Source organism: Rhodoferax sp., assembly GCF_028688795.1.
Taxonomy (GTDB): Bacteria; Pseudomonadota; Gammaproteobacteria; order Burkholderiales; family Burkholderiaceae_C; genus Rhodoferax.
In genome coordinates this window covers 14,191-29,745 of sequence record NZ_JAQTXM010000025.1, presented here as the reverse complement: position 1 = coordinate 29,745, position 15,555 = coordinate 14,191, and the positions used below count along the sequence as shown (strand labels likewise).

Here is a 15,555-nt window from a genome sequence, read left to right as displayed (position 1 = left end):
AGGTATTGATGCCTTCAGCCACAGCAGTTGCAAGGAATTTAAGGATTTTTCAAGACCAGACCAATTAAAAAGGTTTCAGACGACCTGTCGCGCGAGGCCTTTGGCTTGAGCCGTTTGACATTCACAAAGATTTCCCTGAAGCGCTTGTACAAGGTGTCGTAACTGCCGCCATGGAACACTTTGGCCACCAGCGCGCCTTCAGGTTTGAGGTGCGCTTGCGCAAACTCTAGCGCCAGTTCAACCAGGTGCTCAATCCGCGCAGCGTCAGCCGAACCGATGCCTGACAAGTTGGGCGCCATATCAGAGATCACCAAATCAGCCTGCTGCCCCCGCATTTGGGCCGTCAACTCAGTCAGCACAGCATCTTCACAAAGGTCGCCCTGAATAAAAACCACACCCTCGATAGGCTCCATGGGCAGCATGTCCAACGCAATGATGCGGCCATTGAGTTCACCCACCGCAGCGCCCCCGCCAGACGCATTCTTTGGCGAGAGTTTGCGCCGTACATACTGGCTCCAGGCACCCGGCGTCGAGCCCAAGTCCACCACCAACTGCCCGGGCTTGATCAAATGCAGGGATTCGTCTATTTCCTGCAGTTTGTAGGCGGCACGCGCCCGGTAACCGTCTTTTTTCGCCAGCTTGACGTAGGTGTCATTGACGTGGTCGTTGAGCCACGCCCGGTTGACCTTGCTGCTTTTAACTGCTGATTTCATAATTTTTATCGTGTTAATGTTGTGGCAACTTCATGCGCAAGTAAGTGGGTCTGCCCCAAAATGTTTCAGTCTCATCGATAATATGCCCATGTCTCAAATATTACTGACCCCAGCCCAACGCAAAGCCCATCGGGCCGAAGCCCATCACCTCGACCCCGTGGTGATGATTGGTGGCGATGGCTTGACCGCCGCCGTCAAAAAAGAAACTGATGCCGCCCTGAATGCCCACGGCCTGATCAAAGTACGCGTCTTCTCGGATGACCGTGCCGCCCGTGAAACCATGTTTCAAACCCTGGCCGATGAATTGAATGCGGCGCCCATTCAACACATTGGCAAATTGCTGGTGCTTTGGCGTCCATTGCCTGAGCGGGAAAAAACCGCCGACGATGACCGCCTGCCTGGCCCACGCGACGTCAAGGTGCTTAAATTCAGCAAACGCGGTGGTCAGCGTCCGGAAGTCAAAACCCTGCGCGTGCTGGGCAACCAGCGCCTTACCACAGGTGGCCAGATCAAGCGCGCCAAGCGCAAACCTGTCAGCATCAAGAAACGCAACCAAGACTAAGCCGGGGCGGCAACCCTGCCGCATCGGTCTCTTCCACCAAGATGCCATTGACCGCAGATTAGACTTACCTCGCACACCAGTCTGGGGCCAGCAATGGCAAACCTTGTCAGGCTTCTGAACTTCTTTCCGCCAGCTTCCAAAACGTCAGCCCGGCGCAGAGCCACTGCCCCACAAACATAGCGGTACCCACACTGTGCCAGAGCCGTAAGTCTTGCCGAGCGATGATGCGCGGTGCGATGGCAAATTCTGACAACAGCGCCAGCAACACACCAAGCGCTATAAATAAAATAGTGCCTTGCGCTTTATTATTAAGGGCTACAGGCTGATTTGATCTAAAAATCATCAATAACAGCAAACCACACCCAAGTGCCAACCAAGTCATTGCTGAAAACAATTTGGCTGCCATGGCCCCGGCAATGGCAGGGCTGGGCAAATTCGCGAACAACATCGGCACAACGATCGTTCCAACGGTGGTCAAAGCGCCCCACCACAAGGCCGCAGCCCAGATCGTCAATGCCGACAAACCTCGCAACATTTAGAGGTAGCTCACCTTCATCACCTCGTAGCGGCGCAATCCACCTGGGGCCTGAACCTCGGCGACATCGCCCTCTTCTTTGCCAATCAAGGCGCGGGCAATGGGGCTATTGATGTTGACCAAGCCCAGCTTGATATCTGCCTCGTCTTCACCAACGATTTGGTAAGTCACTTGTTGGCCAGACTCCTCGTCCTCCAGTGCAACAGTGGCGGCAAACACCACACGGCCGCTCGCATGCAGGTCGGCAGGATCAATGACTTGTGCGACCGACAGCTTGCCTTCAATTTCCTGAATGCGGCCTTCGACAAAGCCTTGTTTGTCTTTGGCAGACTCGTACTCGGCGTTTTCGCTCAAGTCACCTTGGGCGCGGGCCTCAGCGATGGCGTTGATGACCCATGGACGCTCAAACGCTTTAAGTTGATGCAGCTCAGCCTTGAGTTTTTCGGCTCCGCGTTTGGTAATAGGAAGGGTCGCCACGTACAGCTCCGGAAAAAGTTAAAACACAAAAATGAAACCGCCGAACGTTGTGGTCCGGCGGTGTAGGCGAATTATGCCGCGAATATCAGCGCGCCAAGCTCAGAATTTACCCAGCTTGTAACTGCGCGTGCATTTCCTGAACTGAGATCACATCAAGCTGATCCATGCAGCGCATGCCTTCCACGGCTGCTTCAGCCCCTGCAATGGTGGTGAAGGTGGTGACACGGGCCAACAAGGCAGACGTGCGAATCTGGCGCGAATCAGCAATCGCGTTACGACGCTCTTCCACTGTGTTGATCACCAGCACAATTTCATTGTTTTTGAGCATGTCCACAATGTGCGGGCGGCCTTCCGTGACTTTGTTCACCACACCACAAGCAACCCCTGCGGCATTGATGGCAGCGGCTGAGCCCTTGGTGGCCACGATGACAAAATTCATGGCCGCCAATGATCTTGCGATCTCAATAGCTCGAGCCTTGTCATTGTTTTTGACCGACAGAAACACCTTGCCCGAGGGCTCACCGGTCGCCGTGAAAGGCCGAGGCAACTTGCAGCCAGCACCCATTTGCGACTTGACAAACGCCTCGCCAAAAGTCTTGCCCACCCCCATGACCTCACCCGTGGACTTCATCTCAGGGCCAAGGATGGTGTCAACACCAGGGAACTTGACAAACGGAAACACCGCTTCTTTGACGCTGAAATAAGGCGGATTGACCTCGCGCGTGATGCCTTGCGATGCCAATGTTTGCCCCACCATGCAGCGGGCAGCCACTTTGGCCAATTGCACTCCGGTGGCTTTGGAGACAAACGGCACCGTGCGTGAGGCGCGCGGGTTGACTTCCAACACAAAAATTACATCCTGACCGTCCAGATGCTGAATGGCAAACTGCACGTTCATCAGCCCAACTACATTCAGGCCATGTGCCATGGCGGCCGTCTGGCGCTTGATCTCAGTCACCGTCTCGGCACACAAGCTGTAGGGTGGCAGTGAACAGGCCGAGTCGCCACTGTGCACGCCAGCCTGTTCAATGTGTTCCATGACACCACCAATGTAGGTAGCGCCTGTGACATCACGCACACAGTCCACATCGCATTCGATGGCGTCGTTCAAAAAGCGATCCAGCAACACGGGTGAATCGTGTGACACTTTGACCGCTTCACGCATGTAGCGCTCCAGGTCGCGCTGCTCATGCACGATCTCCATGGCACGCCCGCCCAGCACGTAGCTTGGGCGCACCACCAGCGGGTAACCCAGGGCAGCAGCTTTTTCCAACGCTTCCGGCTCGGTGCGAGCGGTGGCGTTGGGCGGCTGGCGCAATTTGAGTTCATGCAGCAGCTTCTGGAACCGCTCGCGGTCTTCCGCTGCGTCAATCATGTCCGGACTGGTGCCGATGATCGGGACGCCATTGGCCTCCAAGTCGAGTGCGAGTTTCAAGGGGGTTTGACCGCCGTATTGCACGATCACGCCATACGGCTTTTCTTTGTCAACAATCTCCAGCACGTCTTCCAGCGTCAAGGGCTCGAAATACAGACGATCTGAAGTGTCGTAGTCGGTTGACACGGTCTCAGGGTTGCAGTTGACCATGATGGTCTCATAGCCGTCTTCGCGCATGGCCAAGGCGGCATGCACGCAGCAGTAGTCAAACTCAATGCCTTGCCCAATGCGGTTCGGACCACCGCCGAGCACCATGATTTTTTTGTTGTTGGTGGGTGCCGCTTCGCACTCGGAGCCTTCGGCCTCGTAGGTGGAATAGAGGTAAGCCGTGTTGGTGGCGAATTCTGCTGCGCAGGTGTCAACTCGCTTGTACACAGGGCGCACCCCCAGGGCGTGACGGCGGGCGCGCACTGCGGTGTCTGAGGTCTTAAATTGCCTGGCCAAACGGCGGTCAGAAAAGCCTTTTTGCTTCAAGGCGCGCAATGTGGCGGCATCGATGCTGTCAAGCGCCGTGCCCACAGCAGGCTGCGGCAGGCTTTCAATTTCCAGCTCGATTTTGACAATCTGCTCAATTTGCACCAAAAACCAACGGTCGATTTTGGTCAGCGCAAACACCTCATCCACGCTCCAGCCCGCAGCAAAAGCATCACCCACGTACCAGATGCGATCCGGGCCGGGTTCACCCAGCTCACGCTCCAACACTTCGCGGTCCTGCGTTTTCTCGTTCATGCCATCGACACCCACTTCCAGGCCGCGCAAAGCTTTCTGGAACGATTCCTGGAACGTACGGCCCATGGCCATCACCTCGCCCACGCTCTTCATTTGCGTGGTCAGGCGGCTGTCGGCTGTGGGGAATTTCTCGAACGCAAAACGTGGGATCTTGGTCACCACGTAGTCGATGCTGGGCTCGAAACTGGCCGGTGTCGCGCCACCCGTGATTTCATTCTTGAGTTCGTCCAAGGTGTAGCCCACGGCCAATTTGGCAGCCACTTTGGCAATCGGGAAACCGGTGGCCTTGGAAGCCAGCGCAGAAGATCGTGACACGCGCGGGTTCATCTCGATCACCACCATGCGGCCATCTGCCGGGTTGATGGAGAACTGTACGTTGGAGCCGCCGGTGTCCACGCCAATTTCGCGCAACACGGCCAATGAGGCGTTGCGCAGAATCTGATATTCCTTGTCCGTAAGGGTTTGCGCTGGCGCCACGGTGATCGAGTCGCCGGTGTGCACACCCATTGGGTCGAGATTTTCAATGGAGCAGACGATGATGCAGTTGTCTGCGGTGTCTCGCACCACTTCCATCTCGTACTCTTTCCAGCCGAGCAGCGACTCTTCAATCAGCAACTCATTGGTGGGCGAGGCTTCCAGGCCGCGCTTGCAGATGACTTCAAATTCTTCAGGGTTGTAGGCGATGCCGCCGCCGGTACCACCCAGCGTGAAACTGGGTCGAATCACGGTGGGAAACCCCACTGTTTTCTGCACGCCCCAGGCTTCTTCCATGGTGTGCGCGATGCCTGAGCGCGCTGAACCCAGACCAATCTTGGTCATTGCATCCTTGAACTTAAGGCGGTCTTCGGCTTTGTCGATGGCCTCTGGCTTGGCACCGATGAGTTCCACTGGCTTACCCGTGGCGGCGCCGGTGTACTTGGTCAGCACGCCGTTGTGCCACAAGTCCAGCGCGCAATTCAGCGCGGTCTGACCACCCATGGTCGGCAAAATCGCGTCAGGCCGCTCTTTGGCAATAATTTTTTCAACCGTTTGCCAGGTGATGGGCTCGATATAAGTCACATCGGCCGTGGCCGGATCGGTCATGATGGTGGCGGGGTTGCTGTTGATCAGGATGACCTTGTAGCCCTCTTCACGCAGCGCGTTGCAAGCCTGCACGCCAGAGTAGTCAAACTCACAGGCCTGGCCGATGATGATCGGGCCTGCGCCAATGATCAGGATGCTTTTGATGTCAGTACGTTTTGCCATAATTTTCTATTAAAACTGCCTCTAGCCCTTATAAACCAAGCGTTAGCAGCTCCTATTTTTATATCAATTTAATTGAGACTGGCCGTGGCCAGTTTGCTGCCAAACCACACAAACAAACCACCCACCAGGCTGGACAAGCCCGACGACAAGCGCCGGCGTTGCCGAAAGGTTTCAGCCAGGCGCGCGCCAGTAAAGATCAGCACCGCCAGGTAAAGCGCGCTGAAGCTCATCAGGATGGCGCTCAAAATCAGAAACGGCACCTCAGGCTGCGCATAGGCCGGGTCAATGAACTGCACGAAAAACGACAGCAAGAACAAAATCGCCTTCGGGTTCAGCAGACTGATCACCAGAGCACGCCGAAACGGGCTCTGCAAATGGCTGGCGCTGGCAGCTACGCTTGGGGTGGATGCGTCCGCCACGGCTTTCAGCGCATCAGGTCGCGACCGCAACCCCATGAGCGCGGCATACAACAAATTCAAACCCACCCAAAACAAATAGGCCGCACCTGCATACTTGACCACCATGAACGCCATCGGGTGGGTGCGCATCAAGCTGGCGGCGCCCAGAGCGGTGCACAGCAGCAATATCGTGTCACCCACAAACACCCCATAAGCCCCTTGAAAACCGGCCCGCACCCCGCGTGCCGTGGCCACAGAGAGCACATACAGCGAATTCGGCCCAGGCAACAAGATGATGCCAAAGGCACCAATCACGTAAGTCCACAGGTCAGTGACGCCGTAAAAACTCATGCGCGCGATGCCATGGAAGCAATGAAGCGGTCAAACAGGTAACCAATGTCATGCGGTCCGGGTGACGCTTCAGGGTGACCCTGAAAGCCGAATGCGGGCTTGTCAGTACGTTCCATGCCTTGCAAGGTGCCATCAAACAAGCTGATGTGGGTGGCCCGCAAGTTGGCAGGCAGGGTTTTTTCATCCACTGCAAAACCGTGGTTCTGGCTGGTGATGGACACCCGGCCACTGTCCAGGTCTTTCACCGGGTGGTTTGCGCCGTGGTGACCAAACTTCATCTTGAAGGTTTTGGCACCCGAGGCCAGCGCCATGATTTGATGACCCAGGCAAATACCAAAAGTCGGGATGCCGGAATCCATCAACTCTGCCGCAGCAGCGACAGCGTAGTCACACGGCTCAGGGTCGCCCGGGCCGTTGCTCAGGAAAATACCGTCTGGCTGGTGTTTGAGCACCTCGGCTGCCGAGGTTTTGGCTGGCACCACCGTGACCTTGCAGCCGCGTTGCGCCAACATGCGCAAGATGTTTTTCTTGACGCCAAAGTCATACGCCACCACATGAAAACGCGGGGCAGTTTGCTCGCCAAAACCTGGCTGACTACCCTGCTCAGGATTGAATAACATCCACTCGGTCTGCGTCCAGTCATAACCAGACTTGGCGCTGACCACCTTGGCCAGATCCAGACCAGACATGCTGGGCGCGGTCTGGGCCAAAGCGACGGCACGGTCAATCACGACCTGTGTCACCACCTCACCTTGCGCCAAAGCCAGGATGCAGCCATTTTGTGCGCCATTCGTACGCAACTGGCGTGTCAATTGGCGGGTGTCAAGGTTGGCAATGGCCACCGTGCCTTGGTCACGCAAGTAAGCGTCCAGGGTTTGGGTGGAGCGAAAATTGGATGCCAACAACGGCAGGTCCTTGATGATCAGGCCGGCAGCGTGAACGCGGTCCGACTCGACATCTTGCGCATTCACACCATAGTTGCCAATGTGTGGGTAAGTGAGGGTGACGATCTGCTGGCAGTAGCTGGGGTCCGTCAGGATTTCCTGGTAGCCGGTCATGGAGGTGTTGAACACCACCTCACCGACCGTGGAGCCAGTGGCCCCAATGGAATTGCCGTGGTAGACCGTGCCGTCTGCGAGCGCCAAAATGGCTGGTGGGGTATTTCCCTTAAGAGACAAAAGCACTGGGTTCTCCGAAATGTTACGGGTACGCCCAAGCACACAGGAATTGCTTCCTGGGTTTGCGTCAAAAAGGGATTGGGCTTGGACTGCTGCTGCGAGCGTACGCGGGTGCGAAATTGGCCCCAATTATAGCCTAGGGGCAACCCTAACTTGCCCGCCCGCCATGCTAAAAACGAGCTAGATCAAGTGTGCGGTTGCGCTGGCATGCAAGCAAATAGCCGCTGCAGTGGCCACATTCAGCGACTCTTCACCGCCCGGCTGGGCAATACGCACATGAAGGCTCGTGCGGGCCTCAAGCTCGGCACTGACGCCCTGCCCTTCGTGCCCCAACGCCCACGCGCAGGGCATGGGTAGCTCTTTATTAGACAGCGCCTGGTGCAAATAGCTGCCACGATGTGAACTGGTCACCAGCAACGGCACCTGCAGTCCGTCCAACAAAGGCAGCTCAACGCCTTCAATCAGTTGCAGGCCCCAATGCGCGCCCATGCCAGCACGCAACACCTTGGGCGACCAAAGCGCTGCCGTGCCTTTGAGTGCAATGATTTGCTTGAAACCAAAGGCCGAGGCACTGCGCAAAATGGCACCCACGTTGCCAGCGTCTTGTACACGGTCCAAAATAACACTCGCGGCACTTGACTCAATGGCGGGTGGTTCAGCCAGGTCAAAGACAAAACCCATCCGCGCAGGCGACTCCAAAGCGCTCACCGTGTCATACAACACATCAGAGATAATTATATTTTTTATAGCTGCTTGCGCATATTCTACGGGGGCTAGAGGCCAAAAAGACTCTGAAAAAATACCTAAACCAGGACGTGAACCACGGGCCATGGCGGCTCGCAGCAAATGATCGCCTTCGGCCCAAACGCGTCGCTGTTTTCGGTATTCGGTGCTGCCATGGGCGAGCTTCTTCAAATCCTTGACAAATGCGTTGTCACGCGAGCTGATCAGCAATGGCGCAGTCATTTAGAGGCCCTGTCCAGCACATCAGTCACTGGCCGAAACGTGGTGCGATGTTCAGGACACGCGCCATGTACCTGCAGCGCGGCCAAGTGCACCGCCGTGCCATACCCTTTGTGTTTGGCAAAACCATAGTTGGGATACTGTTGGTCCACCTCGACACACCAGCGGTCCCGCGTGACCTTGGCCAAAATAGAGGCGGCAGAAATGGCGGCCACCAGCGCGTCACCCTTGACAATGGCTTCGGCGCGCACGGACAACACCGGCAAGCGATTGCCATCGACCAGCACCAGCTTGGGTGCCAGGCGCAAGCCTTCAACGGCGCGGCGCATGGCCAGCAAAGTGGCCTGCAAAATATTCAGGTCGTCAATTTCCTGCACGCTGGCCTGCGCCACCGAGCAGCACAAGGCTTTGGCACGAATCTCGTCAAACAGTTGCTCACGTCTGCGGGGCGTGAGCTTTTTGGAGTCTGCCAATCCTTTAATGGGGTTGAGCTCATCCAGAATCACGGCCGCCGCCACCACCGGGCCGGCCAGCGGGCCACGGCCAGCCTCGTCCACGCCAGCGACCAGCCCCGTCACACCCCACTGCAAAGCGACTTGCTGGGCGCTGGCGGGATTGGCACTGCGAGGTTTTTTCGCCCGTGCCGCGCTGCTCCTGACCACTGCTGAGGTGGCAGCAGGCTGACCCTTGGTGGACTTGAGCTTGGCAGGCTTGACTTTAGCGGGCTTAGCTTCTGAGGGTTTGGGCAATGGCATGGGCAGCAAGCTCTGGTGTGTCGCGCTGCAACTCGGTGTGCAGCGCGGCGAATCGTTGTTCAAGGGCTCGTATTTTCTCAGGCTCGGCGGTAATGGCATCGAGCCAACGCAAGACTTCTGCAGCCAGCGCCTGCGGCGTTGCCGCATCTTGTAGCAGCTCAGGCACCACAAACTCACGACACAAAATGTTAGGCAGACCAACCCAAGGTTGCAATTGTTTGCGGCGCATGATCTGCCATGACACGGCCCCCATGCGGTAGGCGATGACCATCGGGCGCTTGAACAGGGCCGCCTCCAGGGTGGCCGTGCCGCTGGCGATCAGGGTCACATCACAGGCTGCCAAAGCCGTATGGGATTGGCCACTGAGCACTTGCACCGACGCGAACACGCCCGCGGCGCGCGCTGCAGCTTCAATCTTTGCCTTGAGAGAAGGCACCGCAGGCACTATGAATTTAATAGCTGACTGCGCTTGTTTAATAAGGGCTACAGCCTGAAAAAACTTATAAGCCAAATGACTGATTTCTGACTCCCGGCTGCCCGGCAAGACGGCTACCACCCGATCATCCGGAGCCAGACCCAAGGCCGCGCGGGCAGCAGATTTGTCAACCTGCATCGGAATCACATTGGCCAGCGGATGACCGACATAGGTGGCGGCGATGCCGTGAGCGGCAAGCAAGGCAGGCTCAAACGGAAAAATGCACAACACATGGTCGACGCTGCGCTTGATTTTCTCGATGCGCTCAGGTCGCCAGGCCCAAATGGAGGGGCAGACAAAATGCACGGTCTTGATGCCCTGCGCCTTCAAGTCAGCCTCCAGGTCAAGATTGAAGTCAGGTGCATCAACACCAATAAAAACATCCGGGTGGTCTTGCAGCAAGCGTGCTTTGAGCTGTCGGCGGATGCCCACAATCTCGCGGTAGCGGCGCAGCACCTCCCAGCCAAAACCATGCACCGACAGTTTGTCGTGCGGCCACCAGGCCTGAAAGCCACGCCGCGCCATCTGTGGACCGCCAATGCCAGCAGCCTGGAGATCAGGCCAACGCTGTTTTAACCCGTCGAGCAACAAACCGGCCAGCAAGTCGCCAGACGTTTCACCCGCCACCATCGCTGCGCGCATCATGCTCTCGCCCAAAAGCTAGCGAACAATGCCGCGCTGGGGTGATGTCTGCTCTAAAAACGAGAGCATCATCTGCACATCTGGTTTGGACTCGGGATGAGATTGACTGATATCTGCAATGCGCTCACGCGCCATTTGCAAGGTCAAGTCGTCACGGTACAAGGCCTTTTGCATCGCCTTGACCGCACTGACGCGCTCGGGCGAGAAACCACGGCGGCGCAAGCCTTCAAAGTTCATCGAGCGGGCTGCGGCGGGTTGCCCCTGGCACATCACGAACGGCGGCAGGTCCGCAAACAACAACGTGCACATCGCCGTCATGCTGTGGGCACCGATACGAACAAACTGGTGCACCACAGTAAACCCACCCAAAATAGCCCAATCACCCACTTGCACATGCCCCGCTAGCTGGGCGTTATTGGCAAAAATGGTCTGGTTGCCCACCTGGCAATCATGGGCAATGTGGCAATAGGCCATGATCCAGTTGTCGTCACCCACGCGCGTCACGCCCACATCACCGGGTGAGCCGATGTTGAAGGTACAAAACTCGCGAACCGTGTTGCGGTCACCAATGACCAACTGGCACGGCTCACCAGCGTATTTTTTGTCTTGAGGAATCGCGCCGAGCGACGCAAACTGAAAAATTCGGTTGTCCTGCCCAAGTGTGGTGTGGCCTTCGATCACACAATGCGGGCCCACCGTGGTGCCAGCACCGATCTTGACGTTTGGACCGATGACGGTATAAGGGCCGACGGTGACTGAACTGTCAAGTTCGGCAGCCGGGTCAACAAGGGCGGTGGCGTGAATCGCTGTCAAACGTGCCTCCTTAGGCAATCTTGCGCATGGCGCACGTGAGTTCGGCCTCAACAGCCAAGTCGCCAGCCACCAGGGCGCGCGCCTTGAATTTGAAGATACCGGCTTTCATGCGCAATAGTTCAACCTCCAGAATCAGCTGATCACCCGGCTCCACAGGCCGTTTGAAACGCGCGCCATCAATGCCAGCAAAGTAATACACCATGTCGTCGGTGGGTGAGGAATCCAGCGTATCAAAAGCCAGTAGGGCCGCGGCTTGCGCCAGCGCTTCGAGCATCAAAACACCCGGCATCACCGGACGATGTGGAAAATGCCCTTGAAAAAATGGCTCATTGATGGTGACATTCTTCAGGGCCTTGATGGTTTTACCCTTGTCTATTTCCAACACCCGATCCACCAGCAAAAATGGGTAACGGTGCGGCAGTTGCTTGAGGATTTGGTGAATGTCCATTAACTTTTTTCCTTATTGAATGTCTTGACTGGTCTTGACCAGCGATTCCAGCGTGCGAATACGTTCACGTAGTTTGGCCAGGTGCTTGAGCGACGCGGCGTTTTTTTCCCATGCAGCGTTTTCGTCGATCGGAAACATGCCGGTGTAGTGGCCGGGTTTGTGAAGGGAGCGGGTCACCACGGACGCCGCCGAAATATTGACCCCATCTGCCAGAGTCAGATGGCCCAGCACAATCGCCCCGCCACCTACGGTGCAATGCGCACCGATGCTGGCACTGCCCGCCACGCCAACACAACCGGCCATAGCCGTGTGTTGACCAACTTGGACGTTGTGTCCGATCTGAATCAGGTTGTCAAGCTTGACGCCGTCTTCAATCACGGTGTCTTGCAAAGCGCCCCGATCAATACAGGTGTTGGCACCAATTTCAACATCGTTGCCAATGCGGACCGCACCCAATTGTTCGATCTTTTCCCACGCCCCGGCGTTGGGCGCAAAACCAAAACCATCAGCCCCGATCACCACACCGGGGTGAATCAGGCATCGCTCACCCACGATACAACGCTCGCCCAAAGTGACACGCGATTTGAGCTCGGTGTCTGCCCCAATCACAGCTCCAGCTTCAATCACACACAGCGCACCAATTTTTGCTGTGGCGTGGACTTGGGCCAAAGGATCAATGACAGCCGTGGGGTGCACCAGCGGCTTGGCGGTCATTGGCAGGCTGTTCTTCCAGAGTTGCGTCAAGCGCGCGAAATAGAGGTAGGGCTGATCCGTGACGATGCAGCTGCCGCGGGCAAAGGCTTGCGCCTGAAACTGTGGGCTCACAATGACACAAGAGGCTTGGGTAAGCGCCAATTGCCCTTGGTATTTGGGGTGACTGAGAAAACTCAGTTGCCCAACACGGGCACTTTCCAGCGGTGCAAGTCCTTCAATCAGCAGCGACACATCGCCATGCAACTCACCGCCCAATGCCTCAACAATAGATGCCAAACGCAGGGACACGCGCCGCCAGCCTTCGCAGTCGGCTTACTTGGCAGCAGGCGTATTGAGCGCCTTGATCACTTTGTCAGTGATGTCATGTTTTGGGTTGACGTAGACCGCATCTTGAAAGACGAAGTCGTACTTTTCAGCCACAGCGATGTCCTTGATGACCTTGTTGGCACGCTGGATCACCAGCTGTAATTCTTCATTCTTGCGCGCGTTCAAGTCTTCCTGAAACTCGCGCCGTTTTCTTTGAAAGTCACGGTCTTGTTCAAGCAATTGCTTTTGCTTTGCCTGGCGCTGGGTTTCAGGCAAGGTGGGCGCATCACGCTCAAACTTGTCGGCCATCGATTTGATGCTGGCGCCCTGGTCAACCAACTCTTTTTCGCGTTTGGAAAACTCTTGCTCAAGTTTGGTTTGAGCGGCCTTGGCGGTGCTGGCTTCTTTCAGCACACGGTCAGTGCTAACGAAACCTAAACGAACCTCTTCAGCCTGGGCTACAGAGAGACTCAGCCCAACAACGAGGGTGGCGGATAACTGACGTAAAAAGTAATTCATTAGAAACTGGTCCCAATTTGAAATTGCATGGTCTGGATTTTATCGCCGTCAAATTTCTTGATCGGCTTGGCAAACGCCAAGCGCAAAGGCCCGACTGGAGAAATCCAGCTGATACCAACACCCACAGACGAGCGCAAGTTGCTGGCATTTGCATTCACACCACCTGATCCGCCCACCATACCGGCGTCGAGGAAGCCATACATCCGCAAGGTGCGGTCGTTACCAGCACCGGGAAACGGCGTCAGAATTTCCATGTTGACGTTGAGCTTGCGTGTACCGCCCAGGACGGTATCGGTTTCATCACGAGGGCCCAGGCTACCCTGCTCGAAACCACGAACCGAACCCAGGCCACCACCGTAGAAATTTTTAAAGACAGGGTAGGATTTCCCACCCGCAGCACTCCCCAAACCGAGCTCTGCATTAAATGCAGCGGTGTATTGTTTGCTCAAAGGCACATATTGCTGGTACTGGTAAGTGGTTCGAAGGTACTTGACATCACCTGCAAAGGACCACTCTGCGTTGGCTCGCTGAAAGCGGCCGTTGGTGGGTGCCATTGAGCTGTCACGACTGTCACGCGCCCAGCCGACCGTGAACGGCACGGCCAGGCTGGAAGTGCCGTATTCCTTGATGTGCGCCGCATACAAAGTGGGCAACAAGGTGCCTGGAACAATTTTTGTGTTTTCCAGGCCTGCGCCAAAGAAAACAGTGTCAATTTCAGTGAATGGCACACCAAACCGAACCCCGCCACCCGACGTGATCAATTGGTAGTAGTCCTGATCCTGGTACGGACTGCTGGTCTTGTGGTAGACGTCAAAGGTGCGCGAGACGCCATCTGCTGTGAAATAGGGATCAGTGGTGTTGAGCACCACCACACGGTTAATCTTGCTGGTGTTCACCTGAATACCCAGTGAGTTGCCTGACCCAAACGCATTGTCCTGCTTCAAGCCAAATGACAACCCAAGGCCGTCGCCGCTTGAATAGCCAGCGCCCAGACTCAGGCTACCGGTTGGTTTTTCAGTCACGCTGATCGTCAGGTCAACCTGATCGGGGGAACCTGGCACCTCTTGCGTTTCAATACCCACGTCTCCAAAGTATCCCAAACGGTCAACCCGGTCACGCGATACGCGAATTTTGTCACCGTCGTACCAGGACGCTTCCAACTGACGAAACTCACGACGCACCACCACATCACGGGTACGGGTGTTGCCGGCTACATTGATGTTGCGCACATAAGCACGCCGAGAAGGGTTCGCCTGCAACACCAGCGCCACCCGGTTATTCACCCGGTCGATTTCGGGCTTGGCTTCAACCCGTGCAAAGGCGTAACCAAAATTGCCAAAATAATCAGTAAACGCTTTGGTGGTCTTGGCGACTTCATCTGCATTGAAGGCCTGACCAGGCCGAATTGCCACCAAGGCCTTGAATTCATCGTCTTTGCCCAGGTAATTACCAGCCAATTTAACGCTGCTGACCACAAAGCGCTCACCCTCGGTCACATTGATGGTGATGCCAATGTCCGTCTTGTTAGGCAGAATAGCCACTTGGGTCGATTCGACCTTGAACTCAAGGTAGCCACGTGTCAGGTAATAAGACTTCAGGGTTTCAATGTCAGCGTTGAGCTTAGCGCGCGAGTATCGATTGGATTTTGTGTACCAGCTGAGCCAGCCACCTGTGTCCAGATCAAACAAATTGCGCAACGTGGACTCGTTAAACACCTTGTTGCCCACAATGTGAATCTCACTGATCTTGGCGGGCTCGCCTTCAGTCACCGTGAAGGTCAGGTTGACGCGGTTGCGCTCAATTGGCGTAACCGTGGTCACCACTTGAGCCGCATACAGGCTGCGGTTGATGTACTGGCGCTTGAGCTCTTGCTCGGCGCGGTCAAGCTGTGCCTTGTCAAAGGGCCGGCCATCTGCCAGACCCACATCGCGCAAAGACTTCACCAATACGTCTTTGTCAAATTCTTTGGTGCCCACAAATTCAACAGTGGCCACGGTTGGGCGCTCTTCAACCACCACCACCAGCACATCGCCATTGACTTCAATGCGCACGTCTTTGAACAGGCCCAGTCCAAACAAGGCGCGAATGGCGGCAGTGCCCTTGTCGTCATCATAGGTGTCACCTACGCGCACGGGCATTGACACAAACACGGTACCCGGCTCGACACGTTGCAAGCCCTCAATGCGGATGTCACGCACCGTGAAGGGGTCAACAGCCCATGCCGACTGGGCCACAAAAGCCAGAGACACCAGCGTAGAAAGCGTTTTGAGACGAAAGCGATTTAGTTGCATTTTTTA

Annotated in this window: 15 protein-coding genes; 1 reads left to right on the top strand and 14 read right to left on the bottom strand. The window is 56.2% G+C overall.

The window, feature by feature from the left end; genetic code table 11:
- Window positions 1-38: 38 nt before the first annotated feature.
- Entirely contained in the window at window positions 39-713 is a 675-nt protein-coding gene (locus PHQ58_RS17030) for an RlmE family RNA methyltransferase (protein ID WP_300113139.1), read from the bottom strand.
- 88 nt (window positions 714-801) lie between these two features.
- On the opposite strand from PHQ58_RS17030, the gene PHQ58_RS17025 reads away from it, so the two are divergent.
- Window positions 802-1,275, top strand: a complete 474-nt coding sequence (locus tag PHQ58_RS17025) for a YhbY family RNA-binding protein (RefSeq protein ID WP_300113136.1) — start codon at window positions 802-804, stop codon at window positions 1,273-1,275.
- Between the two features lie 106 nt (window positions 1,276-1,381).
- On the opposite strand, the gene PHQ58_RS17020 is transcribed toward PHQ58_RS17025, so the two are convergent.
- From PHQ58_RS17020 to bamA, 13 genes are all read right to left on the bottom strand, one after another.
- Complete coding sequence (locus PHQ58_RS17020) at window positions 1,382-1,810, bottom strand: DUF4149 domain-containing protein (RefSeq protein ID WP_300113133.1); 429 nt, start codon at window positions 1,808-1,810, stop codon at window positions 1,382-1,384.
- The gene (gene greA, locus PHQ58_RS17015) at window positions 1,811-2,287 is read right to left on the bottom strand and encodes a transcription elongation factor GreA (protein ID WP_300113130.1); all 477 of its coding nucleotides are present in this window, start codon (window positions 2,285-2,287) and stop codon (window positions 1,811-1,813) included.
- A 106-nt stretch (window positions 2,288-2,393) separates the two neighbouring features.
- Window positions 2,394-5,696 (bottom strand): carbamoyl-phosphate synthase large subunit, encoded by a 3,303-nt coding sequence (carB, locus tag PHQ58_RS17010; RefSeq protein WP_300113127.1) that lies wholly within the window; start codon window positions 5,694-5,696, stop codon window positions 2,394-2,396.
- A 68-nt stretch (window positions 5,697-5,764) separates the two neighbouring features.
- Window positions 5,765-6,445, bottom strand: coding sequence for a leucine efflux protein LeuE (leuE, locus tag PHQ58_RS17005; protein ID WP_300113124.1), 681 nt, complete (start codon window positions 6,443-6,445; stop codon window positions 5,765-5,767).
- On the bottom strand, window positions 6,442-7,629 hold the full coding sequence (gene carA / locus PHQ58_RS17000; RefSeq protein WP_300113121.1) for a glutamine-hydrolyzing carbamoyl-phosphate synthase small subunit: 1,188 nt from the start codon (window positions 7,627-7,629) through the stop codon (window positions 6,442-6,444). The genes leuE and carA overlap by 4 nt, the downstream gene beginning before the upstream one ends.
- Before the next feature lie 174 nt (window positions 7,630-7,803).
- A complete protein-coding gene (locus PHQ58_RS16995; protein ID WP_300113118.1) occupies window positions 7,804-8,589 on the bottom strand; it encodes an RNA methyltransferase in 786 nt (261 codons plus the stop codon).
- Window positions 8,586-9,341 carry a ribonuclease HII gene (rnhB, locus tag PHQ58_RS16990; RefSeq protein WP_300113115.1) on the bottom strand — a complete coding sequence of 252 codons (756 nt, stop codon included), beginning with the start codon at window positions 9,339-9,341 and terminating at the stop codon, window positions 8,586-8,588. The genes PHQ58_RS16995 and rnhB overlap by 4 nt, the downstream gene beginning before the upstream one ends.
- Complete coding sequence (gene lpxB, locus PHQ58_RS16985) at window positions 9,313-10,446, bottom strand: lipid-A-disaccharide synthase (protein WP_300113285.1); 1,134 nt, start codon at window positions 10,444-10,446, stop codon at window positions 9,313-9,315. The genes rnhB and lpxB overlap by 29 nt, the downstream gene beginning before the upstream one ends.
- Window positions 10,447-10,476: 30 nt before the next feature.
- Window positions 10,477-11,271, bottom strand: coding sequence for an acyl-ACP--UDP-N-acetylglucosamine O-acyltransferase (lpxA, locus tag PHQ58_RS16980; protein ID WP_300113112.1), 795 nt, complete (start codon window positions 11,269-11,271; stop codon window positions 10,477-10,479).
- A gap of 10 nt (window positions 11,272-11,281) precedes the next feature.
- Complete coding sequence (gene fabZ, locus PHQ58_RS16975; RefSeq protein WP_300113109.1) at window positions 11,282-11,719, bottom strand: 3-hydroxyacyl-ACP dehydratase FabZ; 438 nt, start codon at window positions 11,717-11,719, stop codon at window positions 11,282-11,284.
- A 12-nt stretch (window positions 11,720-11,731) separates the two neighbouring features.
- The gene (gene lpxD, locus PHQ58_RS16970) at window positions 11,732-12,721 is read right to left on the bottom strand and encodes a UDP-3-O-(3-hydroxymyristoyl)glucosamine N-acyltransferase (RefSeq protein ID WP_300113106.1); all 990 of its coding nucleotides are present in this window, start codon (window positions 12,719-12,721) and stop codon (window positions 11,732-11,734) included.
- Between the two features lie 24 nt (window positions 12,722-12,745).
- Entirely contained in the window at window positions 12,746-13,258 is a 513-nt protein-coding gene (locus tag PHQ58_RS16965; protein ID WP_300113103.1) for an OmpH family outer membrane protein, read from the bottom strand.
- Window positions 13,258-15,549 (bottom strand): outer membrane protein assembly factor BamA, encoded by a 2,292-nt coding sequence (gene bamA, locus PHQ58_RS16960; RefSeq protein WP_300113100.1) that lies wholly within the window; start codon window positions 15,547-15,549, stop codon window positions 13,258-13,260. Before bamA ends, PHQ58_RS16965 begins: the two co-directional genes overlap by 1 nt.
- Window positions 15,550-15,555: the final 6 nt, after the last annotated feature.

Bases quoted from the DNA above. Each gene is read 5' to 3' on its own strand.
- leuE (WP_300113124.1), bottom strand. From the start codon at position 6,445: ATGAGTTTTTACGGCGTCACTGACCTGTGGACTTACGTGATTGGTGCC.
- PHQ58_RS17020 (WP_300113133.1), bottom strand. From the start codon at position 1,810: ATGTTGCGAGGTTTGTCGGCATTGACGATCTGGGCTGCGGCCTTGTGG.
- lpxB (WP_300113285.1), bottom strand. From the start codon at position 10,446: ATGGTGGCGGGTGAAACGTCTGGCGACTTGCTGGCCGGTTTGTTGCTC.
- PHQ58_RS16995 (WP_300113118.1), bottom strand. From the start codon at position 8,589: ATGACTGCGCCATTGCTGATCAGCTCGCGTGACAACGCATTTGTCAAG.
- rnhB (WP_300113115.1), bottom strand. From the start codon at position 9,341: ATGCCATTGCCCAAACCCTCAGAAGCTAAGCCCGCTAAAGTCAAGCCT.
- PHQ58_RS17025 (WP_300113136.1), top strand. From the start codon at position 802: ATGTCTCAAATATTACTGACCCCAGCCCAACGCAAAGCCCATCGGGCC.
- carB (WP_300113127.1), bottom strand. From the start codon at position 5,696: ATGGCAAAACGTACTGACATCAAAAGCATCCTGATCATTGGCGCAGGC.
- fabZ (WP_300113109.1), bottom strand. From the start codon at position 11,719: ATGGACATTCACCAAATCCTCAAGCAACTGCCGCACCGTTACCCATTT.
- bamA (WP_300113100.1), bottom strand. From the start codon at position 15,549: ATGCAACTAAATCGCTTTCGTCTCAAAACGCTTTCTACGCTGGTGTCT.
- PHQ58_RS17030 (WP_300113139.1), bottom strand. From the start codon at position 713: ATGAAATCAGCAGTTAAAAGCAGCAAGGTCAACCGGGCGTGGCTCAAC.
- PHQ58_RS16965 (WP_300113103.1), bottom strand. From the start codon at position 13,258: ATGAATTACTTTTTACGTCAGTTATCCGCCACCCTCGTTGTTGGGCTG.